General features: G+C 65.5%; 27 protein-coding genes. 11 read left to right on the forward strand and 16 right to left on the reverse strand.

Annotated features, from left to right (window positions below; all coding sequences use genetic code 11):
• Positions 1 to 374 precede the first annotated feature (374 nt).
• Positions 375 to 935: a hypothetical protein gene (locus CKY28_RS18565; protein WP_176472973.1), complete on the reverse strand. Its 561-nt coding sequence runs from the start codon at positions 933 to 935 to the stop codon at positions 375 to 377.
• An 83-nt stretch (positions 936 to 1018) separates the two neighbouring features.
• A complete protein-coding gene (locus CKY28_RS05950; RefSeq protein WP_095997400.1) occupies positions 1019 to 2194 on the reverse strand; it encodes a tyrosine-type recombinase/integrase in 1176 nt (391 codons plus the stop codon).
• A 394-nt stretch (positions 2195 to 2588) separates the two neighbouring features.
• On the opposite strand from CKY28_RS05950, the gene CKY28_RS05955 reads away from it, so the two are divergent.
• From CKY28_RS05955 to arsH, 6 genes are read left to right on the forward strand one after another with little or no spacing between them, the layout of a single operon-like run.
• Positions 2589 to 3164 (forward strand): recombinase family protein, encoded by a 576-nt coding sequence (locus CKY28_RS05955; RefSeq protein WP_095997401.1) that lies wholly within the window; start codon positions 2589 to 2591, stop codon positions 3162 to 3164.
• A gap of 60 nt (positions 3165 to 3224) precedes the next feature.
• Positions 3225 to 3557, forward strand: a complete 333-nt coding sequence (locus CKY28_RS05960) for an ArsR/SmtB family transcription factor (protein WP_095997402.1) — start codon at positions 3225 to 3227, stop codon at positions 3555 to 3557.
• A gap of 11 nt (positions 3558 to 3568) precedes the next feature.
• Positions 3569 to 3997 (forward strand): arsenate reductase (glutaredoxin), encoded by a 429-nt coding sequence (arsC, locus tag CKY28_RS05965; RefSeq protein ID WP_095997403.1) that lies wholly within the window; start codon positions 3569 to 3571, stop codon positions 3995 to 3997.
• Positions 3997 to 5283, forward strand: coding sequence for an arsenic transporter (locus CKY28_RS05970; protein ID WP_095997404.1), 1287 nt, complete (start codon positions 3997 to 3999; stop codon positions 5281 to 5283). Before arsC ends, CKY28_RS05970 begins: the two co-directional genes overlap by 1 nt.
• Positions 5280 to 5714, forward strand: a complete 435-nt coding sequence (arsN2, locus tag CKY28_RS05975) for an arsenic resistance N-acetyltransferase ArsN2 (protein WP_245841627.1) — start codon at positions 5280 to 5282, stop codon at positions 5712 to 5714. Before CKY28_RS05970 ends, arsN2 begins: the two co-directional genes overlap by 4 nt.
• Positions 5714 to 6469 (forward strand): arsenical resistance protein ArsH, encoded by a 756-nt coding sequence (gene arsH, locus CKY28_RS05980; protein WP_095997405.1) that lies wholly within the window; start codon positions 5714 to 5716, stop codon positions 6467 to 6469. The genes arsN2 and arsH overlap by 1 nt, the downstream gene beginning before the upstream one ends.
• Here the strand turns inward: arsH and CKY28_RS05985 are convergent.
• On the reverse strand, positions 6460 to 6867 hold the full coding sequence (locus CKY28_RS05985) for a MerR family transcriptional regulator (RefSeq protein WP_095997406.1): 408 nt from the start codon (positions 6865 to 6867) through the stop codon (positions 6460 to 6462). The genes arsH and CKY28_RS05985 overlap by 10 nt on opposite strands.
• 63 nt (positions 6868 to 6930) lie before the next feature.
• On the opposite strand from CKY28_RS05985, the gene CKY28_RS05990 reads away from it, so the two are divergent.
• From CKY28_RS05990 to CKY28_RS05995, 3 genes are read left to right on the forward strand one after another with little or no spacing between them, the layout of a single operon-like run.
• On the forward strand, positions 6931 to 7683 hold the full coding sequence (locus CKY28_RS05990) for a MauE/DoxX family redox-associated membrane protein (protein WP_095997407.1): 753 nt from the start codon (positions 6931 to 6933) through the stop codon (positions 7681 to 7683).
• A gap of 37 nt (positions 7684 to 7720) precedes the next feature.
• Entirely contained in the window at positions 7721 to 8053 is a 333-nt protein-coding gene (locus CKY28_RS18170; protein ID WP_141243861.1) for a hypothetical protein, read from the forward strand.
• A gap of 45 nt (positions 8054 to 8098) precedes the next feature.
• Positions 8099 to 8320 (forward strand): hypothetical protein, encoded by a 222-nt coding sequence (locus tag CKY28_RS05995; protein ID WP_095997408.1) that lies wholly within the window; start codon positions 8099 to 8101, stop codon positions 8318 to 8320.
• A gap of 32 nt (positions 8321 to 8352) precedes the next feature.
• Here the strand turns inward: CKY28_RS05995 and CKY28_RS06000 are convergent, their stop codons facing one another.
• The 9 genes from CKY28_RS06000 to CKY28_RS06040 form a co-directional block, all read right to left on the reverse strand.
• The gene (locus CKY28_RS06000) at positions 8353 to 8793 is read right to left on the reverse strand and encodes a DUF411 domain-containing protein (protein ID WP_245841629.1); all 441 of its coding nucleotides are present in this window, start codon (positions 8791 to 8793) and stop codon (positions 8353 to 8355) included.
• Between the two features lie 59 nt (positions 8794 to 8852).
• A complete protein-coding gene (locus tag CKY28_RS06005) occupies positions 8853 to 9233 on the reverse strand; it encodes a DUF305 domain-containing protein (RefSeq protein ID WP_095997409.1) in 381 nt (126 codons plus the stop codon).
• Positions 9234 to 9307: 74 nt separating this feature from the next.
• Positions 9308 to 9907, reverse strand: coding sequence for a DUF305 domain-containing protein (locus tag CKY28_RS06010; protein ID WP_217989544.1), 600 nt, complete (start codon positions 9905 to 9907; stop codon positions 9308 to 9310).
• 47 nt (positions 9908 to 9954) lie between these two features.
• Positions 9955 to 10692, reverse strand: a complete 738-nt coding sequence (locus CKY28_RS06015; protein ID WP_095997659.1) for a PepSY domain-containing protein — start codon at positions 10690 to 10692, stop codon at positions 9955 to 9957.
• Positions 10683 to 11819: a copper resistance protein B gene (locus CKY28_RS06020; RefSeq protein ID WP_217989565.1), complete on the reverse strand. Its 1137-nt coding sequence runs from the start codon at positions 11817 to 11819 to the stop codon at positions 10683 to 10685. The genes CKY28_RS06015 and CKY28_RS06020 overlap by 10 nt, the downstream gene beginning before the upstream one ends.
• Before the next feature lie 65 nt (positions 11820 to 11884).
• A complete protein-coding gene (locus tag CKY28_RS06025; protein ID WP_095997411.1) occupies positions 11885 to 13858 on the reverse strand; it encodes a copper resistance system multicopper oxidase in 1974 nt (657 codons plus the stop codon).
• 67 nt (positions 13859 to 13925) lie between these two features.
• A complete protein-coding gene (locus tag CKY28_RS06030) occupies positions 13926 to 14495 on the reverse strand; it encodes an RNA polymerase sigma factor (RefSeq protein WP_041043254.1) in 570 nt (189 codons plus the stop codon).
• Positions 14492 to 14932, reverse strand: coding sequence for a periplasmic heavy metal sensor (locus CKY28_RS06035; protein WP_041043253.1), 441 nt, complete (start codon positions 14930 to 14932; stop codon positions 14492 to 14494). Before CKY28_RS06035 ends, CKY28_RS06030 begins: the two co-directional genes overlap by 4 nt.
• A complete protein-coding gene (locus CKY28_RS06040; RefSeq protein WP_093008121.1) occupies positions 14929 to 15201 on the reverse strand; it encodes a hypothetical protein in 273 nt (90 codons plus the stop codon). Before CKY28_RS06040 ends, CKY28_RS06035 begins: the two co-directional genes overlap by 4 nt.
• Before the next feature lie 120 nt (positions 15202 to 15321).
• Here CKY28_RS06040 and copC point away from each other — a divergent pair, with 120 nt between their 5' ends.
• Together copC and copD are read left to right on the forward strand one after the other, a co-directional pair.
• Positions 15322 to 15693: a copper homeostasis periplasmic binding protein CopC gene (copC, locus tag CKY28_RS06045; RefSeq protein WP_095997412.1), complete on the forward strand. Its 372-nt coding sequence runs from the start codon at positions 15322 to 15324 to the stop codon at positions 15691 to 15693.
• Between the two features lies 1 nt (position 15694).
• The gene (copD, locus tag CKY28_RS06050) at positions 15695 to 16624 is read left to right on the forward strand and encodes a copper homeostasis membrane protein CopD (protein ID WP_095997413.1); all 930 of its coding nucleotides are present in this window, start codon (positions 15695 to 15697) and stop codon (positions 16622 to 16624) included.
• A gap of 36 nt (positions 16625 to 16660) precedes the next feature.
• On the opposite strand, the gene CKY28_RS06055 is transcribed toward copD, so the two are convergent.
• The 4 genes from CKY28_RS06055 to CKY28_RS06070 all read right to left on the reverse strand — a co-directional run bounded on the left by CKY28_RS06055 (position 16661) and on the right by CKY28_RS06070 (position 22066).
• Positions 16661 to 16984, reverse strand: a complete 324-nt coding sequence (locus CKY28_RS06055; protein WP_245841631.1) for a four-helix bundle copper-binding protein — start codon at positions 16982 to 16984, stop codon at positions 16661 to 16663.
• A gap of 335 nt (positions 16985 to 17319) precedes the next feature.
• Positions 17320 to 18237, reverse strand: coding sequence for a cation diffusion facilitator family transporter (locus tag CKY28_RS06060; protein ID WP_095997414.1), 918 nt, complete (start codon positions 18235 to 18237; stop codon positions 17320 to 17322).
• Positions 18234 to 18842, reverse strand: a complete 609-nt coding sequence (locus CKY28_RS06065; RefSeq protein WP_066779375.1) for a cation diffusion facilitator family transporter — start codon at positions 18840 to 18842, stop codon at positions 18234 to 18236. The genes CKY28_RS06060 and CKY28_RS06065 overlap by 4 nt, the downstream gene beginning before the upstream one ends.
• Positions 18839 to 22066 (reverse strand): efflux RND transporter permease subunit, encoded by a 3228-nt coding sequence (locus CKY28_RS06070; RefSeq protein WP_095997415.1) that lies wholly within the window; start codon positions 22064 to 22066, stop codon positions 18839 to 18841. Before CKY28_RS06070 ends, CKY28_RS06065 begins: the two co-directional genes overlap by 4 nt.
• Positions 22067 to 22069 lie beyond the last annotated feature (3 nt).

A 22069-nucleotide genomic window follows, 5' to 3' on the forward strand; every position in this document is an offset into this window, starting at 1 on the left:
TGAATCACGCGTCGATCTTGCTATCTCAGGTGAGACCGACTAGCTGTTGGTTTCCTACGCCGCTGCTAGTCAGCGCCACGAGAGCCCGGCTTCGGCCGGGCTTTTTGTTTGTCCGTTCGAGCGTTCCCCTGTTCAGTGCCACCAGGCCGATCGGCGTGGCGGGGACGGCGCCGTCGACTCCATGGTCGATCGGGACGCGCTCCCGAGTGGGAGCCTACGCGAACATCGCCGCAGGCGGCGGCAGGTTTGACTCGTGCTATCGCCGACAACGTGGGTGAAAATCTCGTGCTATCGCTGACAACGTGCCTGGGTGCGGCTCGTGCTATCGCCAACAATGTCGGCTTTTGAGCGAGACTCTCCGACGCCGATGAAACTCAGTCGTGTCGATCAGGTCGCCAGCTCGCGCGCAAAGCGGCCGACTCCGCCGCCTGACGATCTCGCTCGTCACGCCACCGGTCGGTCCTAAGTTCTCTCAGGACCAAGCTCATCGCGCGCGCCTTACGAGCGACGGTTTCGCTCCACTTACCGTGAGCGTTCTTGCGGATCGTAGTCGCCGTGTCCCAAGGCAGTTTAAGCATCGCGCTCAGAAGCCATACCCATCCGGCAAGAGACGCCGGGACTATGGCATCAATCGACGTCAGACTTAGATCAGAGAATGCGCGCTCAAGCGGCTTGGCAGTTACGACGACCATTGGGATCATGATCGCCGGTGCAAGACTTGCCCAGAACACTCCCTGGTATGTCGTCGTCCTTTCTCCTAGCGCGCGAAAGCGCCCGCCGAACTCTACAGACGTAATGGTCATTGCAACAAGGCAAGTGATCAGCAGGAGAAAGCGCCACCATCCAGTTGAATGTACGGTCAGCCAAGCGAGGCACTGCAAAAATGCCAACCACGTCACAAGCATCAACATGATGCTCAGGACCCAACCGTCCATAGGCTGTAGAAAATGCGTTCTATAGAAGCGAGCGAATCGTCGCCACCTCCGTCTACCGACGATCCTGATCACCCGCGTGAAGCTCACATAAAGGCCTTTCCGGCGTGATCGCGGTAGCGCTCGGTATCGCGGACGTACTCCGCAACCATGTCGATCGATGCGTGTCGGCTGTGCTCGCGCATCTTGAATAGATTGGCGTTCTGTCGCCCTGCCTCGGTGAGAAACCCTGCGCGCAACGAGTGCCCGGAGAACGCTTCGGGCGGATAGCCTGCCGCAGCTGCGGCCGCCTTGACCACCAGCGCCACTCCCTTGGTGCTCATTGGCTTGTCGGTAAGGCGCCCCTGGGGTGTCAGCTTGCGGAACACCGGCCCCTCGGTGATCCCGGCGATCGCGATCCACGCCTCGTAATGACGAACCGGCTCTAGCCGCGGACCGTCCAGCACGGCCACGCCCTGGCCCTCGCCATATTGGTCGGTCTTTGACGATTTGACCCTGACCGTCAGTCCCTCGCGGTCTCGCGTCACCTGGGCGACGGTGATCGCCACCAGCTCCGAGCGCCGGAATGCGCCGCCCATCCCGATCGCGAGGAGCGCGCGGTCGCGGTGCGCACGGAGGTCGTCGCCGGCGATTGCGCGGAGCATGTCGCGCAGGATGTCGCCGTCGGCCGCGCGCTTCTTCTTCTTCTCCTCGCCAGCCTTGGTGCGCCGGATGCCTCCCATGACCAGGTCGAGATCGCTGGCGCCGGGTTGCGACGTCGGCGGCTCGACCTTTGCCATCCGGTGCGCGAACACGATCGCGGCGAGGCGTCGCTCGATCGTCGACCGGGTCAGCTTCCGGGGAGCGCGGGGTGCGCGCAGCTTGCCCGTCTTGGTGCGCTGCTCGGCCGCGGGGGTGAAACCGGTGGTGGCGAGCTCGCTCAGGAACGCCGCGACCGTCGCCGGCGACGCCGGCAGCGGCCGGTATCGCCGTTCGAGGCACCAGGCCACAAATAGGTCCCAGTCGGACTTGTAGGATTGGAGCGTCGCCGGCGCGCGGCCGCGCTTGGCAAAGCCGTCGACGCGCTCCTGATCGGTGGGTGCAAGCTCCGGGAGATAAAGGTCCTGCGGCTCGGCACGATCGAGGACAGTGAGTGCGCCCGCGATGATCGCGTCGAGGTCGGCCGAGCCGCTGGCGACATCCGGAACGCGACCGCCAGCCAGCTCGTCGCCTTGCCCGCCAGTCTCATCAGCCGTGACAGAAATCTCATCGTCGGTGACCATCGGCCGTTTCGTTCGTCATCGTGGTTGAGACTCGTTGCACTGGCGTGAGACTGGTCTCGCATTTCAGGCAAAATCCGTAGCCGGAACGTTGTCGGTTTCCCCAAAAGGGTGGACATTCTGCCCCGAGCGATCGTCACCTGAAACGGTGGACTTGCACCTGAAACAGTGGACGACGGAGCCGTCTAACCCACCCGCGACATGCTCGCAGTCAGCCACGGGCGCCGATTGAGCCGCGCGGCTCCCTTTGCGCGAGCGCAACCGCATTTCTCGCAAACGATCGATTTTGATGCGCTACCATGTGAGAACGTCTAGCAGGGGATACGGGCGTATCAAAACACATTCTCGATTGCAGGGGCTCGTGCTAGGCACGCGAGATGAGTTTTGAGAACCTTTCATGCTGATCGGCTACGCCCGGGTCTCGACCCCCGAACAGGATCTGACGCCCCAACTCGACGCTCTGCGCGAGGCGGGTTGCGAACGAACCTTCAGCGACAAGGCCAGTGGTGCCAAGGCGAACCGGGTTGGCTTGGCCGACGCGCTGTCGCACGCGCGCGCCGGCGATGTTCTGGTGGTGTGGAAGCTCGATCGTCTCGGCCGAACGATGAAGGGGCTGGTCGACCTGGCCGCTGATCTGGCCGAACGAGGAATCGGGTTCCGATCCCTGACCGATGGGATCGACACCGCAGGCACTGCCGGCAAGCTCGTCTTCCATATCATGGCCGCGATGGCGGAAATGGAACGCGACCTTAATCGCGAGCGCACGACGGCCGCCCTGATGGTGGCGCGGCGGGAGGGCAGGGTAGGCGGCCGGAAAACGGTGATGACGCCCAAGCGGCTCGAGGCGGCTCGCAAACTTCTGGCGTCCGGCATGCCAATGCGTGAGATCGCGCCAGCGATCGGCGTCTCGGTGCCAACCTTGTACCGCCACCTTCCGGCACCGGAACAGGAGTCCTTCGTCGCGGAAGGGTAAGGTACGGAAGCACAGACCAGGGCGACTAGCCTACCCCCATATATCCGCTATGCTCGATATATGGAAAACGAGTCGGCCATCTCCGCTTTGAGCGCGCTCGCGCAAGCGACACGCCTCGATGTGTTCCGCCTGCTGGTGCGGCATGAACCCAACGGTATGGCAGCCGGTGACATCGCCCGTCAGCTCGACGTGCCGCAGAATACCATGTCCGCACACCTCGGCATCCTTGCACGCGCGGGCCTCGTGCGATCCGAACGTCGCAGCCGATCCATCATCTACTGCGCTGACCTGGACGGCCTGCGTGCGCTCACCCTCTTCCTCGTCAAGGACTGCTGCGCCGGCAATGCCGAGCTGTGTGCGCCGCTTGTCGCGGAACTCGCCCCCTGCTGCTGAAAGGACGCTTCGTGCCTGTCGATATCGTCATTTACCACAATCCCGAGTGCGGCACGTCCCGCAACGCACTGGCCATGATCCGCAATGCCGGCATCGAACCGCATGTGGTCGAGTATTTGACGACACCGCCCTCGCGTGCCCTGCTGGTCGAGCTGATCGATCGTGCCGGCATAGCGCCCCGCGAGCTCCTGCGAGAGAAGGGCACGCCCTATTCGGAGCTGGGCCTGGGTGACACGTCGCTGTCCGACGACGCACTGGTGGACGCGATGATGGCGCATCCGATCCTCATCAACCGGCCTCTGGTCGTCTCGCCACTCGGCGTGAAGCTGTGCCGGCCCTCTGAAGCCGTTCTCGATCTGCTGCCAAGCGATCAGCTCGGCGCGTTCACCAAGGAAGACCGTGAGCAAGTGGTGGACGCTTCGGGCCAGCGCGTCGCCTGATGCTCCTGGCCGTCCTGATCTTCGCCGCCACGATCGCGCTCGTCATTTGGCAACCCAAGGGCCTTGGCATTGGGTGGAGCGCCATGGGCGGGGCGGTCGTGGCGCTGCTAGCGGGCGTCGTCACGATGTCCGACGTGCCTGTGGTGTGGGGCATCGTGTGGAACGCGACCGCGGCGTTCGTTGCCATCATCGTCATCAGCCTGTTGCTAGATGAAGCCGGATTCTTCGAATGGGCTGCGCTCCATGTCGCGCGGTGGGGCAGGGGGCATGGTCGCCGGCTGTTCGTCCTGATCGTGTTGCTGGGCGCGGCGGTGTCCGCGCTGTTCGCCAACGACGGCGCAGCGCTGATCCTGACGCCGATCGTCATCGCGATGCTGCGCGCGCTGGGAGTCAAGGACAGGGCGACGCTGGCGTTCGTCATGGCGGCCGGGTTCATCGCCGACACCGCCAGCCTGCCGCTGGTCGTGTCGAACCTCGTCAACATCGTGTCGGCCGACTTCTTCAAGATCGGGTTCGGCGAATATGCGGCCGTGATGGTGCCGGTCGATTTGGTGTCGATCGCGGCCACGCTAGGCGCGCTGCTGCTGTTCTTCCGGCGGGACATACCCGCCGACTATGACGTGGGAGCGTTGCGTGTGCCGCATGACGCGATCCGTGATACCGCGACGTTCCGCGCAGGCTGGATTGTTCTCGCGCTGCTGCTCGCCGGCTTCTTCCTGCTCGAACCGCTCGGCGTGCCCGTCAGCGCCGTCGCCGCTGCCGGCGCGATCCTGCTGCTGGTGATCGCCGGACGTGGGCACGTGATCGAGACGCGTAAGGTGCTGCGCGGCGCACCTTGGCAGGTCGTGATCTTCTCGCTCGGCATGTACCTGGTGGTCTATGGCCTGCGGAACGCCGGCCTGACCAATCATCTGGCTGCGCTCCTCGATCGCACGGCACTAGGCGGTGTCTGGGGTGCCGCCTTGGGAACAGGCGTGATCGCAGCCGTCCTCTCCTCGGTGATGAACAACATGCCGACCGTGCTGGTGGGCGCGCTGTCGATCGATGCGGCCCATGCCACGGGCGCAATCAAGGAGGCGATGATCTACGCCAACGTGATCGGCTGCGACCTCGGTCCCAAACTCACGCCGATCGGATCGCTCGCGACGCTCCTGTGGCTTCACGTTCTCGGCCAGAAAGGCGTGCGGATCGGGTGGGGCTATTATTTCCGCGTCGGCGTCACGCTAACCGTGCCGGTGCTGCTCATCACGCTTGCGGCGCTCGCAATCAGGATCAGCATCGCATGATGGCGATGACGGCTACACGTCTTGAAGCAAGTGAACTGGCAGGACTGGCGTGGTTCCTTGACAACGCGAACCTGCCGAGCGCCGATCTCGCGGAGCCTGATCGCGTGTTCTTCCGGTTCGATGCAGATAGACTCGTCGGCTATGGCGGTCTGGAAGGCGGGGGAGCCGACCGCCTGCTCCGCTCCGTCCTCGTCCTCCCCGAGCGTCGTGGTGCCGGCATCGGCCACGCGCTGGTCGCGGCGCTCGAACAAGAAGCGCACGCACTCGGCGTGCAGCGGCTGCATCTGCTGACCACGACCGCGGCCCCGTTCTTCCAAACGCTCGGCTATGCGGCTGCCGATCGGCATGCGGCACCCTCAGCTATTGCCGCCACGCGCGAGTTCAGCTCCCTCTGCCCCGCCTCGGCGAACTACCTCGTGAAAGCCCTCTGATGCCGCTTCGCACCCTTGCCGATCCGTATGTTCTGCCGGCGCTCGACCCGTCTTATATTCGCCAATATCCTGCCGAGGGTCTTGGCCCGACCGAGCCTGCCCCGCGCATCCTGTTGCTCTATGGGTCACTGCGCGAACGCTCGTTCTCGCGCCTCGCCGTCGAGGAAGCCGCCCGCCTGCTGCGGCTGTTCGGCGCTGAGACGCGCATCTTCGATCCGTCCACGCTGCCACTGCCCGACCAGGTCCAGGGCGACGATCACCCGGCCGTCCACGAGCTACGCGAGCTGGCGATGTGGTCTGAGGGCCAGGTCTGGTGCAGCCCTGAGCGGCACGGCCAGATCACCGGCATCATGAAAGCGCAGATTGACCATCTGCCGCTCGAAATGAAGGGAATGCGCCCGACGCAGGGGCGCACGCTCGCTGTCATGCAGGTGTCGGGGGGATCGCAGTCGTTCAACGCGGTCAACACGCTGCGCCTGCTCGGCCGCTGGATGCGCATGTTCACGATCCCGAACCAGTCCTCGGTCGCGATGGCCTACAAGGAGTTCGATGAAGCGGGGCGCATGAAGCCGTCGAGCTATTACGACCGTATCGTCGATGTAATGGAGGAGCTGGTGCGCTTCACCGTCCTGCTGCGCCCATATGCAACCCAGCTCGTCGACCGCTATTCCGAGCGCAGGCACGCCGGCGTGCCGGTCGACGTCAGAACCGATCTGTCGAGCATCGCCATCGCCCGAGCTGACGCTCAAGCGTGATCGAAAGCCGCCAGAATAGGGCACGGTCCCGCTGATCCGTTTCCGCACTCGTGTGCGAGATGCCGCAGTGACGCGCGTACCCGCTCAAGCTCCTCGATTTTGGCGTCCAGCACCGTAATCCGCTCGCTGGCAAGCTCGCGTGCGCGTGCGCGATCGTCGGTCGCGTCGAGCGCCAGCAGCTCGCCGATCTGCTCCAGCGTGAAGCCGGCGCCCTGGGCCGATCGGATGAAGCGCAGCCGGCGAACATCCCCCGGGCCATAGCGGCGGATACCGCCCCCGGACCCGGAGTTTATCGGCCTGTCGGGCGTGTCGAGAAGACCTCGGCGCTGGTAGTAGCGGATCGTTTCCACGCCCACATCGCCTTCTCGAGCGAGCCCTGCGATCGTCATGCCGGTCATGCCTTGACTCCGTACTATAGTACGGATGCCATATAGGTCGGGCACAGAGGCCGGAGAAGACGAATGGCGACGTTCGCGCCCAAGAAGGCGACGATCTATCGGATGGTGATGCCGACCCACACCTGTCCCTACGGGATCAAGGCGAAGGATCTGCTGCGCCGGCAGGGTTATGAGGTCGAGGACCATTGGCTACGCACGCGCGAGGAAACCGACGCGTTCAAAGCCGAGCATGGGGTCAAAACGACGCCGCAGACCTTCATCGGTGGCGAGCGGGTAGGAGGCTACGACGATCTCCGCCGGTTTTTCGGTAAGACCGTGGCCGACCCCACGGCGGTGACCTACCGGCCGGTCGCGGTTGTGTTCGCGATGACGGCGTTGATGGCGCTCGCGGCCAGCTATGCCGTGCTCGGCACACCCTTCACGGTACGCGCGGGTGAGTGGTTCATCGCTTTCTCGATGTGCGTGCTGGCGCTGCTGAAGCTCCAGAACGTCGAGAAGTTCGCGACCATGTTCCTCAACTACGACCTGCTCGCGAAGCGCTGGGTGCCATACTCCTATATCTACCCCTATGCGGAAGGGGCGGCGGGCGTGCTGATGGCGGCCGGCGTGCTGTCCTGGCTGTCAGTGCCGATCGCGCTGGTGATCGGGACGATTGGTGCGGTCTCGGTGATCAAGGCTGTCTACGTCGACAAGCGCGAGCTGAAATGTGCGTGCGTGGGGGGCGACAGCAATGTGCCGCTGGGCTTCCTGTCGCTGACCGAGAACGTGATGATGGTCGTCATGGCAATCTGGATGGTGCTGGGCGTCGCGCACTGATCTGGCGCGGCGGCCCGGCGCACCCTAGAAGACCCGCATGAGCATCGGGCGCCTTCTCCGCACGCTGACGCTTGCCCTATTGGGCACGATGCTGCTCGTGCGGATGGGGCCGATGTGCGAGGCCCTGGCGCAGGCGGCTCCGCTCGCCGAGGCGCATTCCGCGATGGCTGATTGTGATCGCGCGCCGCCCAACCCGATAAAGAAGACCCTTGCGATGGACTGCGTGGGTGCCTGCATCGCGACCGCACCCGACGTCCATGCGTCTCCCGCATCGGAACTCGCCGCGCGAGAAGACCCGCCCGCACGCGAGCATCGTGCCCTCGATGGCCGCTCGGGCGGCCCTGCGCCGCCACCTCCCCGAACCGCCTGATCGACCTGGATTCCGATCAATCAATGCATTCGAGGCCAATAAGACATGAAGACCATCAGGTTCATCGGCGCGGCCATCGCGCTCGCGCTCGTTCCCGCCACGGCCTTTGCCGCCGCTGACTGCTGCGCGGGGAAGGAGTGCTGCAAGGACGGCGCCGACTGCTGCAAAGACAAGGACGGCGCAAAGAAGGACTGCTGCGCCGACATGAAGGACATGAAGCACGGCGAACATGCCGGCCACGACATGTCGGGCATGCAGAAGAAGTAACGACGGGAGGGGAGGCGTCCGCGCCTCCTCTCTTAGTGGTGAGCAAACACCCTGCGGCCGCTCGGCCCGAACGCGATCACGTCATAGGACTGAGCCTTCATGCCCGGCATCTCCATGCCGGGTGAGCCCATGGGCATCCCAGCGACGGCGAGACCGGTGACGCCCTTCGGGTGCGTGGCCAGCGCGCGCTTCATGTCGGCGATCGGGACATGCCCTTCGAAGGTCATGCCATCGATGATGGCAGTGTGGCACGAGGCGAGGTCTTGAGGCACGCCGCGTGCCTTCATGAAAGTTGGCCGGTTCGCATCGTCGACCACGCGCACGGCACGGCCGAACTGCGCCTTCACCTGCTGCGCCCATTTCTCGCAACACGGGCAACCCGGATCGCGATGCATCAGCACCGGTCCCGCGGCGACTGCTCCCACAGGAAAAGCGAAGGCCAGCGCGGCAGCAACAAGGCGGAGGTGGGTCATGGCTATATTCCCGGGTGGCCGTCCCCCCGCAATGTGACGGGGGGAGGGACGGAAGTCGATTACTGGACGCGCTTGCCCATCTTACGAAGCATCGCATTCAGCGTCGCGATCTCGCGGTTCTGGCTGGCGATGGTCTTCTGCGCCTCGCGCCGAATTTCCGCGTTCTGGGTGCTCCGAAGCGCTGTCTGCGACATGGCGACCGCGCCACGGTGATGCTCGATCATCTGGCGGATCCACGTCTCGCCAGCATCGGCACCCTTCGCCGCCATCATGCGCTCGTGCATCTTCATCATGTCCGGGCCGTAGGGATCAGCCGCCGTCGGCTGCATCATGCCGGCATGATTCATGCCCTGGTGGTTCATGCCTTGGTGACCGGCTTGCTGCGCCAGAGCCGGCGAGGCAGCAAGCAGGGCGGCGGTCATGGTCGCTATCATCTTCATCTGGGTTCTCCACGTGGCCCCCGCCCGTGAGGATGATACGCGCCCCGAAGCGTCATCCCTCAGGGCGGCCGGATTTACCGGATCGGCTGAAGCGTATTCACGCCGACGCTTTCATCCGTTTCCGGCGGAGGGGGCGCCGCCTGCTTGTCGCGGTAAGAGGGGAGGTCGGGGGCATCGTCGCGCGTGGGCTGCGCCTCGAGCCGAGCGATGTAGCGCTTCATCTGCGCGATCTCGCGAACCTGAGCGTCGATGATCCCGTCCGCGAGTTTGCGCACCTCCGGGTCTTTGATGTGCGCGCGTTCGCTGGTCATGATCGCGATCGAGTGATGCGGGATCATGGCCCTCATATAGGCGACGTCGCCGACCGTTTCCTGGCTGCGCACGAGCCACAAGGCGCCTGCGAACACCGCGATCGATGCGGCCACGATGCCGAGGTTGGCGCGCCGGTTGGGGTACATGCCCCACATGAAACCAAGCATGATGATCGCCATCACAGCACCCATGACGATCGCCATCCACGTCCGGGTCTGGCTGTATTCGACATGGGAGAGCGCGTAGGTGTTGAGATACATGAGGCCGAACATCACGACCGTCGACGTCGCGATCATCGCGGCGAAGCGCCCGTAGCTCATCCCCATAGAGCCGCCCTGTTTGGAATTGGGGTCGTGGTCCATCTCGCGCTCTCCTGTTCGGCCCCACCCACTGAAGGATACGCGGCTCTCTAGCGGACCCCTTGAGCTTTCCTGCGGCGTCGACGGGGCCAGCGCATGAAGAGCAGGATCGCGCCGGCGACAGCGAACACGAGACCGCCCGCGGCGAAGGCGTTGAGCCATGGCGTGTTGAACCGTTCGTGCTCGGTCCAATCCATGATGTGGAGGCCCCAGAAGAAGTCGTAGAGCCGCCACGTGCCGGTTCGCACCGAGGTCAGCCGCCCGGTCTCAGCCGCCACGTAGATACGGGTCCCGTCAGCATCGGGGAAGGAAGCCCACCAGGCAGGGAGGGCACCGCGGTACTCGGTGCTCGGGCGCTCGATCCGCTCAACGACGGGCGCCGAGCCGGGATCGCCGCGATACGCCTGCCTTGCGATCAGCGCGCCGGCCGCTCGGTCGACCGCGGGCAGCGGCTTCGCGGTGCGGGCGTCCAGCAAACGCACCTTGCCGTTGTCAAGCTGGGCTTCGACTATCGGCCGCCCCAGCAGCATCCGGTGCTGGAGCTGACGCACCGGCGCTCCGGCCGATGCGAGAAGGGCAGGGACCGGCGCGAAGTCCTGGCTCGCCACCAAGGCTGGTTCGACGTTTCGGTCAATCCGGTGATCGCCGTGCACCGTGTCGATCGGCAGCAGGCTCATGATGAGCCCGCTGGTGAACCAGACGATCGCCTGCGCTCCGATCAGGAGCGCGAGCCAGCGGTGGACCTTGCTCGCACCGACATGGAGGCGGAGCCGCGGGCTCAGAACCAGGTCCTCACGCCCGCAACGAAGCTGAAGCCGCCCGTACTGTCGCCGCGTGCGCGGGTGAAGCGCGCGGTGTCGCCGAACTGCCGCTCCCAAGACACGCCGATGTACGGGGCGAACTCGCGCCGGCCCTCGTAGCGAAGCCGAAGCCCGGCCTCGAGGTCGGTGAGACCGGAGCCGGTGCCGGTTTCGGGCACGTCCTGCGCGGAAAAGTTGGCCTCCACCCTGGGCTGCAGCACGAACCAGTTGGTGATGCGCTGGTCGTAATAGCCTTCGGCACGGCCAAGCACGTCGCCCTTGTCAGAGAGAAACACCGCGCCCTCCACCTCGAACCAACCGGGGGCCAGCCCCTCGATCCCTACCGTTGCATAGGTGCGTGAGGGGTTGGGCTTGAAGTCGTAGCGAACGCCAGCTTGGAGGTTCCAGTAGGGATCGAGAGCGCGGCTGTAGAGCGCCTGCACCTCGGCTTGTTCGAGCGGCTTGCCGAACGTGCCTTCGCCCTCGGATTTCAGCGTGAAGCGATTGATGTCGCCCCCGATCCAGGCCTCTCCGTCCCAGCGATAGCCGTCGCCGCCCTTGCGTGCCTGATATTCGGCGAGGTTGAAGAGGATCTGATAGACGGTCATCCCGCCATGCTCGCGGCGCAGATCGTTCTCGCGCGAGCTGGCCATGGCGTCAGCGCCCCAGAAGCGATCGGCGAGGTGGTCGCCGGCCGGGGCGGGAGCGGGCTTGTTGCCGGGGGGAAGGTCGGTTCCGACCTTGGCAGCGGGCTGAGCGCCAGGCATCGCCATGCCCGGCATCGTGCTCATGTCGTGGCCGGCATGCGGATCCTGGCTCGCATCTGTCGATGCGGCCATGCCGGGCATAGCGGACATATCGTGCCCGGCGTGCGGGTTCTGGGTGGGCGCAGCCTGCTGCTGACCGCCCATATCCATCCCCTGCATTCCGCTCATGTCATGCCCGGCATGAGGGTCGGCAGCCTGCGCCTTCGCCGGTTGCGCGCGGCGTGGCGCGGTGCGTCGGACGGGGGCCTTACGCTTGGTCGCGGGCTTGGCCGCAGCCTTCGCTTTCGGTTTGGCCGCCGGCTTTGCCGGCATCGTCATGCCCGGCATGTTGTGCATGGAATGGTCCATGGTCTGCCCGAGTGCTGGGGTCGCAAGGGCGAGCGGCGCTATACCGGCGAGAAGAAACGCCCGGATCACGCCGCGGCCTCCCCGGCCTTGCGGACCTGGACGACACGCATCATGCCCGCGTGCATGTGGTAGAGCATGTGACAGTGGAAGGCCCAGTCGCCTTCCTCGCCGGTCACGTCCCAGCTCACCGTCCCTCCTGGCTGCACCAGCACCGTGTGTTTGCGGGGCGCGTAGGGGCCCTTGCCGGTCACCAGGTCGAAGAAGTGGCCATGGATGTGGATCGGATGGCCCATCATCGTGTCGTTGATGAGCGTTACCCGCACGCGCTCGCCGTGGAGGAGCGTGATCGGGTCGGGGTTCTCCGACAGCTTCTCGCCGTCGAAGCCCCACATGTAGCGCTCCATGTTGCCGGTGAGGTGGAGCTTGATCTCCCGCTCCGGTGCACGCGTGTCCGGGTTGCGATCGAGCGCCATCAGGTCGCGGTAGGTGAGAACGCGGTGTCCGACGTTCTCCAGGCCCTGCCCGGGATCGCCGGTGCGATCGACCGGCATCGGCGAAATGGTCTGCACGCCCGGTCCCTTCTTCACCTCGGGGGCATTGCTGAAGTCGCGCATGGAATGGCTCATGCCACCCATGTTCATCCCGCCCATCTGATCGCCGGTCGTCGTCGACATCGTGCCGGAACCGTGATCCATTCCGGCCATGGCGCCGCCCTCGGGCTGGCCGTGGTTCATGCCCGCCATGCCGCCGCCCGCAGCAGCGCCAGAGGCGCCATGGTTCATCTGGGAATGGTCCATGCCCGGCATCGTGCCGACGCTTGCACCATGCCCCATTGCAGCATGGTCCATGCCGGCCATCGATCCCGCGGCGGCGCCCGTCGCGCCATGGTTCATGGCGCTGTGGTCCATCGTACCATGATCCATCCCGCCCATGCCCATGTCCTTCATGGTCGCGAGTGGGCGCTTGCGGAGCGGGGGCACCTCGGCCGCCATGCCCTCGCGCGGAGCAAGCGTCGCGCGCGCCATCCCGGAGCGGTCGACGCTCTCACCTACCAGCGTATAGGCGCGCAGGTCGGGCGGGGTGACGATTGCGTCATAGGTCTCAGCCGGGCCGAACTGGAACTCGTCGATCTCGACCGGGCGCACGTTCAAGCCATCGGCCGCGACGATCGTCATCGGCAGGCCTGGAATGCGGACGTTGAAGGTGGTCATCGACGAGGCGTTGATGAAGCGCAGCCGCACCCGCTCGCCGGGGCGGAACAGCGCGGTCCAATTGTCCTTGGGGCCGTAGCCGTTGACCAGGTAGGTGTAGACCGAGCCCGTGACGTCGGCGACGTCGGCGGGGTCCATCCGCATCTTGCCCCATTCCACCCGCTCTTTCAGCGACTGATCCTTGCCGGCGAGAAGCCCGGCCAGGGTCTGGCGCTGGCGGTTGAAGTAGCCCGACTCCTTCTTCAACCGATCGAAGAGGTAGTGCGGGTGGTGGAAGCTGTGGTCGGACAGCACGATCACGTGCTCCCGGTCGAACTTCACCGGATCGGGGTTCTTCGGGTCGATCAGGATCGGGCCGTAATGTCCCTCCTGCTCCTGAAGCCCGGAATGGCTGTGATACCAGTAGGTCCCGCTCTGGATGATCGGGAACTCGTAGGTGAAGGTCGAGCGCGCCGGAATGCCGGGGAAGGCGATCCCCGGCACCCCGTCCATCTGAAACGGCAGCAGCAGCCCATGCCAGTGGATCGAGGTTTCCTCGTCGAGCTCGTTGACGACGTGGAGGCGGACGTTCTGTCCCTCGCGCAAGCGGATAAGCGGCGCGGGCACGGTGCCGTTGATGCCGATCGCGTGGCTCTGCCGCCCGTCGATCATCATCATCTGATGGGCGACCTTGAGCGTGATGTCCTCGCCCGACACCGTGGGCAACGGCTTGGCGATGCCGGCGGAGACGGGCTGTGCCCATGCCGGCATATAGGCCGACAAGGCGAGGCCGCCTCCTGCCAGACTGGCACCGCGCAGCACCTGGCGGCGGTCGAGAACACGCGACATGCAAGCTCCTAAGAATGGGGCCGTGAAAGGGCCGTCGCTTCTTCTACGCGGCCGATCCGTCCAGCCCTCAGCGGTTCCCTAGTTTTTCGAGCAGCCGTGCTCGCGCGCGATAGAGGCGGGTTTCGACCGCCTTCTGGCTGATCCCCAGCACCTCGGCCGTCTCGGCCTGGCTCAGGCCTTCTATCGTCCGAAGTACCAGGGGCTCCTTCAGGTTAGCCGGCAGGGTCGAGATGGCGCGGGTCACGCGGTCGAGTTCCTGCCGATCGCCGGCCGCGTCGTCGATCGGCACCTGTTCGTCAACGATGCTCTGGACCTGTTCGTCGTTCGGCAGCGCGAACGACAGAAACCGGCGCACGGCACGCTTACGCGCCCAATCGCGGCATTTGTTGACGGCGATGGTCGTGAGCCACGCCTGCATCGATCGGTTTGGGTCGTAGCGCGACAAGGCCTGATGCGCGGCCACGAACGCTTCCTGCGTCACGTCCAGCGCTTCGTCGGCATCGCCGAGGAAGGCGCGCGAAAGCCGGAACATCGGCTGCCGATAGCGTCGCACGATCTCGGCGAAAGCGGCTTGTCGGCCGGCGATGCTGAGCGTCGCCAGTTCGCCATCCGACAGCGCGGTCCAATCGAGGCTCACCCCTGGCCGTCGGTGAGCGCCTTCACCACCGCGTCATCGAATTGAGAGGTCTGATCGGGCCGGAGAAGCTGACGCATGGCGAAGATATGCGCCAGCGTCGCCTTCTGCAGCTCGCCCATCGCGGCATGGCTCTGGTCGACCGCAGCGGCCACCCGCGGACCATTGCCGTGCTCGGCCTCGATCGCCTCGGCAAGGCGGGCATTGGCGGCACGCATCTCCAGCTCGAGGGCGCGGCGTTGCACCGCGAACCGGTCTTCGAGCACCTTCAATCGGGCCTGCTGGTCGCCATCGAGCGCGAGCTTGTGGTGCAGCACCTCGTGGAGCGCCGCACCGGGTTGCTTGGGCTGCGGCAGCAGCGCGCGCCCGATAAAGACACCACCAATCGCTGCCAGGAAGGCGAGCAAGGCGCACAGGACAACCCGCTTGGTCGAGGTCATGGCTCGCCGATCAGCAACGCGGAAGGAGCGAGGGGGGAGGCTCCGCCGAGCGGCGCGAGCGAGACAGCAGGGCTTGCCGTCGCGGGCAGCTCGGCACCGACGATCCCGATACCGAGCGCCGCGGCGGTTATCACACCGATCCCGAGCCCGGCCCCGCGCACGGCGGGGCGGCTGCCGATCCGTGCGAGGATCTGGTCCTCGATACCCTCCAACGCGGCCGGAGCGGGTGCGCCCGCTAGTCGCGCCAATGCTCTGTCTAGATCGTCCATGCTTTCCACTCCGCCCCTCTATCATCGGATACGCATCGCTGCCCATCATCCCTCAACCGCTGGTGAGGGGTCGGGCAGCGCGCCGCGTAGAAGGGTGCACGAACCTCGTCGGAGTAACCCATGCATAGTCTCGCTCTTCCTGCCGCCCTCGCTCTCCTGAGCCTCGCCAGTGCGGCGCAGGCCCACCCGAAGCTCGTTGTGGCCTCCCCCGCGCCCAACACGACCGTTGCCAAGCCCGCGCGTGTCGCTTTGCAGTTCAGCGAGAAGCTGATGCCGAAATTCTCCGGCGCGGACCTGATGATGACGGGGCATGGCGGCGCCACGCACTCCCCGATGAAAGTAGCAGCCACCACCCAGGTTGCATCCGACGGTCGAACGCTGGTCGTGGTGCCCAAGTCGCCGCTCGGTGCGGGCCGCTACAGCGTCGCATGGCACGTCGTCTCGGCCGACACGCATCGGGTGTCGGGCAACTTCGCCTTCGCGGTGAAGTGAGGTGGACGCCGACTGGCCGCTGATCGGGGTCCGCTTCGCGCTTTATGCGACGTTGAGCGGGCTGTTCGGCCTGTCGGCGTTCAGCCTCTACGGGCTCAAGGCCGGGGAGCGCGCAGACGCACTCGCCTTGCGCCCCTGGCTGGTGGGGACCGGGCTGCTCGGCCTTCTGTTTTCCGGCATCGCGCTCGTCCTCCTCGCAGCGGCGATGGCCGGCGCGCCGGCATGGCCGATCGATCGGGAAGCGATCGGGATGCTGCTTACCGGGTCCGCGCCGGGCACGGCGTGGGAAGCGCGCATGGTCGCGCTGATTGTGGCCGTGATCGCGGCGCTGATCGCGGCAGGACGTACTGCGCCGCTCGGCCTGGTGGTGCTCGCGGCAGGCATTGCGCTCGCGACGCTCGCCTGGACGGGCCATGGCGCGATGGATGAGGGCGCGACGGGCTGGGTCCATCTGCTGGCCGACATCCTGCACCTGTTGGCGACCGGAGCCTGGGTCGGAGCATTGCTCGGCTTGACGCTGCTCGTGGTGCGGCCGGCAGCTCGTGTCGACGTCGCCCATCTCAAACTGACCCATCGGGCACTGCACGGCTTCGGTCTGGTCGGCACGATCGTGGTCGGCACCATCGTTGTGACGGGGCTGGTGAATGGCTGGCTCCTGGTCGGCGCCGGCAATCTGCCGAGACTTCCCACCAGCCTCTACGGCCAGCTCCTCCTCGCCAAGCTGGCGCTGTTCGGCGCGATGCTCGGGCTGGCATCCCTCAATCGCTTCCGGCTGACGCCGGCGTTCGAGCGCTCGCTTGCCGCGCGCGATCATCGGGCTGCGCTCGGTGCGCTGCGGCGCAGCCTCGCAATCGAAGCGAGCTGTGCCGTCACGATCCTGGCGCTGGTTGCTTGGCTGGGAATGCTCGAGCCTCCCGCAACGGCGATGTGAGAAGCGGGCGGCCGACCGCCGCCCGCCCGTCGCCGATCAGGCGGCCATCTTCTCGCATGCATCAGCACAGCGCTCGCACGCGGCGACACAGTCTTCCATGCCGTCGAGACCCCGGCAGCTCTCCGCGCAAGCCCGGCAGATCCGGGCGCAGATGCCGCATACGAGCTTATGCTGGTCGGACCCGCGCGCCATGAAATCGAGTGAGGTGGCGCAAATCTGCGCGCAGTCGAGCATGATCTTGATGTGGTCGGGCGCGGCATGTGCGCCGCCCACCTGAAGGCAATGCTGCGTGGTCATCGAAAGGCAGGTGACGTGACAGTGGTGACAGGCGTCCATGCAAGCCTGCATCTCGGCGCTCATATGATCGTGCATCGGTGATCTCCACGTGAGCCCCCGCTCATGGAGGAGTACGTGCGGCGCCGGCTCGTCCCTCAGCCGGATGCCTTCATTCGTCACCTTTAGCCTGATCCTTCATCGGCTTCGGCGCAGGCCCCCGCTTCACTGTTTCACGCCAGGGCCGCGTAGGAGACGGAAGAGCGACCCGCAGCGCAGCCGCCCTCCCCCGAACGCCATCCATCGTTCTATCCATCTCCCTCGCGATCGTCGCCAATGGCTGTTTCGCGACGATCCGCTGGCGAAGCTCTGCGTCGGCTTCTTCCGTCCAGCGCCGCGGCTTTCTCATGGCCACCGCGCGTTCACGGGTGCAGGTGCCCTGTGTCCTCGCACAGCTCGGCCGCTGCCTCGGTCTGGATCGTACAATGCTCGATCCCAAACCGGCTATCGAGCATGTCCGCGACCCTCTTCCTGACCGCATCGGCATCGGCACCCTCGGCAAGCGTGACGTGTGCGGTGCAGTTGATGTCGTCCGAGGCCATCGACCAGACATGGAGGTCGTGGACGCCAGCCACGCCGGACAGGCCGGCGATGCCGGCACGCAACTCGGGCAGCTTGATCCCTCCAGGAACGCCCTCGAGCAACACGTTGGTCGTGTCCCGGAGCAGCACCCATGTTCGGGGCAGCACCCATAAGCCGATCCCCACCGCGACGATCGGATCGACCCACGTCCAACCGGTGAACCGGATCGCGAGCGCACCCGCGATCACGCCTACCGACCCGATCATGTCGGCCCAGACCTCAAGGTAGGCGCCCTTGACGTTCATACTCGCATCCTTGCCCGACGTGAGCAGCTTCATGGATATGAGGTTCACCACCAGGCCGATCGCGGCGACGATCATCATCCCGGTCGACTGGACCGCCTCGGGCTGGCGGAAGCGCTGCACCGCCTCCACCAGCACGTAGATCGCCACACCGAAGAGCAGCAGGGCGTTGAAAGCAGCGGCCAGGATCTCGAACCGCTTATAGCCGAACGTCCGCTTGTCGTCGGCCGGCTTCTGTCCGAACCGGATCGCGAGCAGCGCAATCACCAGTGCTGCCACGTCTGTCAGCATATGAGCTGCGTCAGATAGAAGCGCGAGGCTGTTGAAGACGAACGCACCAACAACCTCGGCAACCAGATAGGCGGTCGTGAGCGCCAGCGCCCAGCTCAGCATCTGGGCATTCGCGCCATCGGTGTGGTCGTGGGCATGCCCCCCATGGTCATGGCCTGCGCTCATTGATTGGCTCCTTTCGTGCCCGCGTCCGAGCGAGCGTCTCGCAGGATTTCGAGGCCGCCTTTCACCGCGATAGCGGCAACAGCGATGCCGACGATAAGGTCAGGCCAGTTCTGGCCCGTCCAAACGACGATCACGCCGGCTAGAATGATGCCCCCATTGGACACGAAGTCGTTGAGGCTGAAGGTTGTCGCAGCGCGCATATTCACATCGGGCTCGCGCAATCGCTTCAACAGCCACAAGCAAAGCCCGTTAACGACCGCCGCGATGATCGCCATCCCGATCATAGTGGGGCCGAGCGGCTCGCTTCCCGAGAAATAGCGCCGCCCGGCATCGAGCAGCACACCCGCGGCAAAGAGCAGCAGCAGGATGCCCGATGTCACCGCGGCCCCCCGCTTCCACGCCTGTGAGCGCGAGAGGGCAAGCAAGCTGATGATGTAGACGATGCCATCGGAGGCGTTGTCCAAGCCGTTTGCGATTAGGGCGCTGGAATCCGCCATGACGCCGGACACCCCGAAGCCTGCCGCCAGGCCCAGATTGAGCAACAGGACTATCCAAAGCGTCCGGCGCTTCTCGGCCGTGTCGAGGTCGAAGCTCTCTTCGCTCATGCCGGCACCTTCTCGTCAGGAGCGGCAGTTTGCCGATCGCTTTCCGGGACCGGCAGCTCTCGGCTGCCGAAACGGGCATAGAGCGTCGGCAGCACGAACAATGTGAGCAGCGTCGCGGATATGAGGCCGCCAATAACCACGGTTGCGAGCGGTTTTTGCACCTCGGCGCCCGCTCCATGTCCCAGCGCCATCGGTACGAAACCGAGTGAAGCCACAAGCGCAGTCATCGCGACAGGCCTGAGCCGGGCCAGCGCGCCTCGATGCGCCGCAGCCGCGCGATCCATGCCATCGCGCATCAGGTCATGGATGGACGTCACCATGACCAACCCGTTGAGAACTGCGATGCCGGATAGCGCAATGAAGCCGACGGCCGCGGAAATGGAGAAGGGCATCCCGCGCAGCACAAGCGCGAGCACCCCTCCCACCAGCGCCAGCGGGACGCCGGTGAACACAATCAGCGCATCCCGAACGGAGCCGAGCGCCCCGTAGAGCAGCAGCATGATGACCACGAAACAGATCGGCACCACGATAGCGAGCCGATCCCGAGCGGACGCCAGGTTCTCGAACTGGCCGCCCCATTCAAGGTACGTCCCTGCCGGCAGCTTCACCTGGGCGTCGATCGCCGCCCGGGCATCGGCAACGACGCCCGCCACGTCGCGGTCACGGACGTTCGCCTGCACCACCACACGCCGCTTGCCATTCTCGCGGCTGATCTGGTTTGGTCCATCTACGACGGCGATATCGGCCACGGTCGAGAGCGGTACGAAACCGCCGCTCGCGGTCGGCACCGGCACCTGGGCGACCGCCGTCAGGTCGGACCGGGAGCTTTCCGCCATCCGGATCATGACGGGGAAGCGGCGATCTCCCTCGAAGATCACGCCGGCCTGTCGGCCGCCGATGGCGGCGGCGACCGTGTCCTGCACGTCGCCGGCGGTCACGCCGACGCGCGACATAGCGGTGCGGTTCGGCCGGATGTCGAGCATCGGCAGGCCCTCGGTCTGTTCGACCCGCACGTCTGCGGCACCCTGGGTCCGGCGAAGGATGCCGGCGATCCGATCCGCGGTCGCATTCATCTCGCCGAAGTCGTCGCCGAACACCTTGATGGCGATGTCCCCGCGCACGCCCGCGATCAGCTCGTTGAACCGCATCTGGATGGGCTGGGTGATCTCGTAGGCGTTGCCGGGGAGGGTGGAGAGACGCTTTTCCAGACGCTCCACCAGCTCTTCCTTGGAGAGACCGGGATCGGGCCACTCCGCCTTCGGCTTCAGGATAACGAAGGTGTCCGTGGCGTTCGGCGGCATCGGGTCCGATGCGATCTCGGACGTACCTGTCCGCGAGAAGGCAAAGCGGACCTCCGGTGCCTTGGCCAACGCCTTCTCAACCTGAAACTGCATCGCCTGGCTTTGGTCGACCGACGTGCCGGGGATGCGCACGGCCTGCACAAGGACATTGCCCTCGTCGAGCTGCGGCAGGAACTCCTGCCCCAAGGTGGTGAAGGCGACACCGGCGAGCGCCAAAGCGCCGATCGCGACGCCGATGGTGAGCGTCGGACGACGCATCGCCGCATCGAGCCCCGGCTCGTAGCGCTGCCGGAGGAAGATGACGACCCGGCTTTCCTTCTCCTCCACCCGCTTGCTGAGCCAAATGGCGATCGCCGCGGGCACGAAGGTCAGAGACAGGATGAAGGCGAACACGAGCGCGATGATGACGGTGAGCGCCATCGGCTCGAACATCTTGCCCTCGACACCGGTAAAGGTGAGCAACGGCGCATAGACCAGGATGATGATCGCCTGCCCGTAAACTGACGGGCGGATCATCTCGCGGGCGGACGCGGCGACCAGCCCGAGCCGCTGTTCCGTCGTCAGCTCGCCGTCCCGGCCATGCTGGGCTTCGGCAAGGCGCCGCAATGCGTTCTCGACGATGATGACGGCGCCGTCCACAATCAGGCCGAAGTCGAGCGCGCCGAGGCTCATCAGATTGGCCGAAACGCCCGCCTCCAACATACCGATGCTGGTGAGCAGCATCGTGATCGGGATGACGAGAGCTGCGATCAGCGCCGCCCGGAAGTTGCCGAGCAGGGCAAACAGGACGACGATGACCAATAGCGCGCCTTCGGCGAGATTGCGGGCGACCGTCGATATGGTGGAGTTCACCAACTCGGTGCGGTTCATCACCGGCTTCACGACAACGTCGACCGGCAGCGAGCGGCCGATCTGGGTCAGCCGTTCGGCGACCCCGGTCGAGACGGTACGGCTGTTCTCGCCGATCCGCATGACGGCGGTCCCGACGACCACCTCATGGCCGTTTTCGGACGCGGAGCCCATGCGCAGAGCCTGGCCGGTCCGAACGGTTGCGATCTGGTTGAGCAGGATCGGCACACCCTCGCGGGTGGCGACGACGGTTCGGGCAAGCTCGTCGGCGTTACGCACGCGCCCATCGGAACGGACGGCGAGACCTTCGCCGTTACGGTTGACGACACCGGCGCCGGCACTGGTGTTGTTGCGCTCCAGGGCCGTGGTGAGATCCTGCAGCGTCAGCCGCATTGCGGCCATGCGCTGCACGTCGGGGACGACGAGATATTCCTTGGTGTATCCGCCAAGGGAGTCGACCCCCGCCAGTCCCTCCGTGCTCTTGAGCTGCGGCGTGACGATCCAGTCCTGGACAGTGCGCAGGTAGGTCGCCTTGTCGGCCTCGCTGACGAGGTGATCGCCTTCCGGCGTGATGTAGCTGCCGTCGCGTTGCAGACCGGGCTCACCGTTGCGGTGATGGACCTGATCCAGTTCACGGTACTCGACCGTCCACATGAAGATGTCGCCGAGCCCGGTCGCGATCGGCCCCATTTCAGGGTTTATGCCCTCGGGAAGGTCTTCCTCCGCAGTCCGCAGCCGCTCCGCCACCTGCTGACGGGCGAAGTAGATATCGGTCTTCTCGGTGAAGACGGCCGTGACCTGGGCGAAGCCGTTGCGGCTGAGTGAACGGGTATATTCGAGGCCAGGGATGCCGGCGAGCGCGGTTTCGACCGTGAACGCGACCTGTTTCTCGATCTGGTCGGGGGAAAGGGCAGGGGCGACGACGTTGATCTGCACCTGGTTATTGGTGATGTCGGGAACGGCGTCGATCGGGAGTTGGCGCAGCGCGCCTATCCCGAGCAGCGCAGCGGCGACGGTGAGAAGCAGGACTAGCCAACGCTTCTCGACGGAGAGGGTGACGATGCGGCCGATCATGGT

Source organism: Sphingomonas lenta (assembly GCF_002288825.1).
GTDB classification, from domain to species: Bacteria; Pseudomonadota; Alphaproteobacteria; order Sphingomonadales; family Sphingomonadaceae; genus Sphingomonas; species Sphingomonas lenta.

What these genes read in the sequence shown, in the direction of transcription:
- CKY28_RS06025 (WP_095997411.1), bottom strand. Translation starts at nt 13,858, where the DNA reads ATGTCGCGTGTTCTCGACCGCCGCCAGGTGCTGCGCGGTGCCAGTCTG.
- CKY28_RS06005 (WP_095997409.1), bottom strand. Translation starts at nt 9,233, where the DNA reads ATGAAGATGATAGCGACCATGACCGCCGCCCTGCTTGCTGCCTCGCCG.
- CKY28_RS06060 (WP_095997414.1), bottom strand. Translation starts at nt 18,237, where the DNA reads ATGAGCGCAGGCCATGACCATGGGGGGCATGCCCACGACCACACCGAT.
- CKY28_RS06040 (WP_093008121.1), bottom strand. Translation starts at nt 15,201, where the DNA reads ATGGACGATCTAGACAGAGCATTGGCGCGACTAGCGGGCGCACCCGCT.
- CKY28_RS06035 (WP_041043253.1), bottom strand. Translation starts at nt 14,932, where the DNA reads ATGACCTCGACCAAGCGGGTTGTCCTGTGCGCCTTGCTCGCCTTCCTG.
- copC (WP_095997412.1), top strand. Translation starts at nt 15,322, where the DNA reads ATGCATAGTCTCGCTCTTCCTGCCGCCCTCGCTCTCCTGAGCCTCGCC.
- CKY28_RS06055 (WP_245841631.1), bottom strand. Translation starts at nt 16,984, where the DNA reads ATGAGCGCCGAGATGCAGGCTTGCATGGACGCCTGTCACCACTGTCAC.
- CKY28_RS05950 (WP_095997400.1), bottom strand. Translation starts at nt 2,194, where the DNA reads ATGGTCACCGACGATGAGATTTCTGTCACGGCTGATGAGACTGGCGGG.
- CKY28_RS05990 (WP_095997407.1), top strand. Translation starts at nt 6,931, where the DNA reads ATGGCGACGTTCGCGCCCAAGAAGGCGACGATCTATCGGATGGTGATG.
- CKY28_RS18565 (WP_176472973.1), bottom strand. Translation starts at nt 935, where the DNA reads ATGGACGGTTGGGTCCTGAGCATCATGTTGATGCTTGTGACGTGGTTG.
- CKY28_RS06065 (WP_066779375.1), bottom strand. Translation starts at nt 18,842, where the DNA reads ATGAGCGAAGAGAGCTTCGACCTCGACACGGCCGAGAAGCGCCGGACG.
- CKY28_RS05985 (WP_095997406.1), bottom strand. Translation starts at nt 6,867, where the DNA reads ATGACCGGCATGACGATCGCAGGGCTCGCTCGAGAAGGCGATGTGGGC.
- CKY28_RS18170 (WP_141243861.1), top strand. Translation starts at nt 7,721, where the DNA reads ATGAGCATCGGGCGCCTTCTCCGCACGCTGACGCTTGCCCTATTGGGC.
- CKY28_RS05970 (WP_095997404.1), top strand. Translation starts at nt 3,997, where the DNA reads ATGCTCCTGGCCGTCCTGATCTTCGCCGCCACGATCGCGCTCGTCATT.
- CKY28_RS06000 (WP_245841629.1), bottom strand. Translation starts at nt 8,793, where the DNA reads ATGACCCACCTCCGCCTTGTTGCTGCCGCGCTGGCCTTCGCTTTTCCT.
- arsN2 (WP_245841627.1), top strand. Translation starts at nt 5,280, where the DNA reads ATGATGGCGATGACGGCTACACGTCTTGAAGCAAGTGAACTGGCAGGA.
- CKY28_RS06020 (WP_217989565.1), bottom strand. Translation starts at nt 11,819, where the DNA reads ATGGACCATTCCATGCACAACATGCCGGGCATGACGATGCCGGCAAAG.
- CKY28_RS05995 (WP_095997408.1), top strand. Translation starts at nt 8,099, where the DNA reads ATGAAGACCATCAGGTTCATCGGCGCGGCCATCGCGCTCGCGCTCGTT.
- CKY28_RS05960 (WP_095997402.1), top strand. Translation starts at nt 3,225, where the DNA reads ATGGAAAACGAGTCGGCCATCTCCGCTTTGAGCGCGCTCGCGCAAGCG.
- arsH (WP_095997405.1), top strand. Translation starts at nt 5,714, where the DNA reads ATGCCGCTTCGCACCCTTGCCGATCCGTATGTTCTGCCGGCGCTCGAC.
- CKY28_RS05955 (WP_095997401.1), top strand. Translation starts at nt 2,589, where the DNA reads ATGCTGATCGGCTACGCCCGGGTCTCGACCCCCGAACAGGATCTGACG.
- CKY28_RS06010 (WP_217989544.1), bottom strand. Translation starts at nt 9,907, where the DNA reads ATGGACCACGACCCCAATTCCAAACAGGGCGGCTCTATGGGGATGAGC.
- CKY28_RS06070 (WP_095997415.1), bottom strand. Translation starts at nt 22,066, where the DNA reads ATGATCGGCCGCATCGTCACCCTCTCCGTCGAGAAGCGTTGGCTAGTC.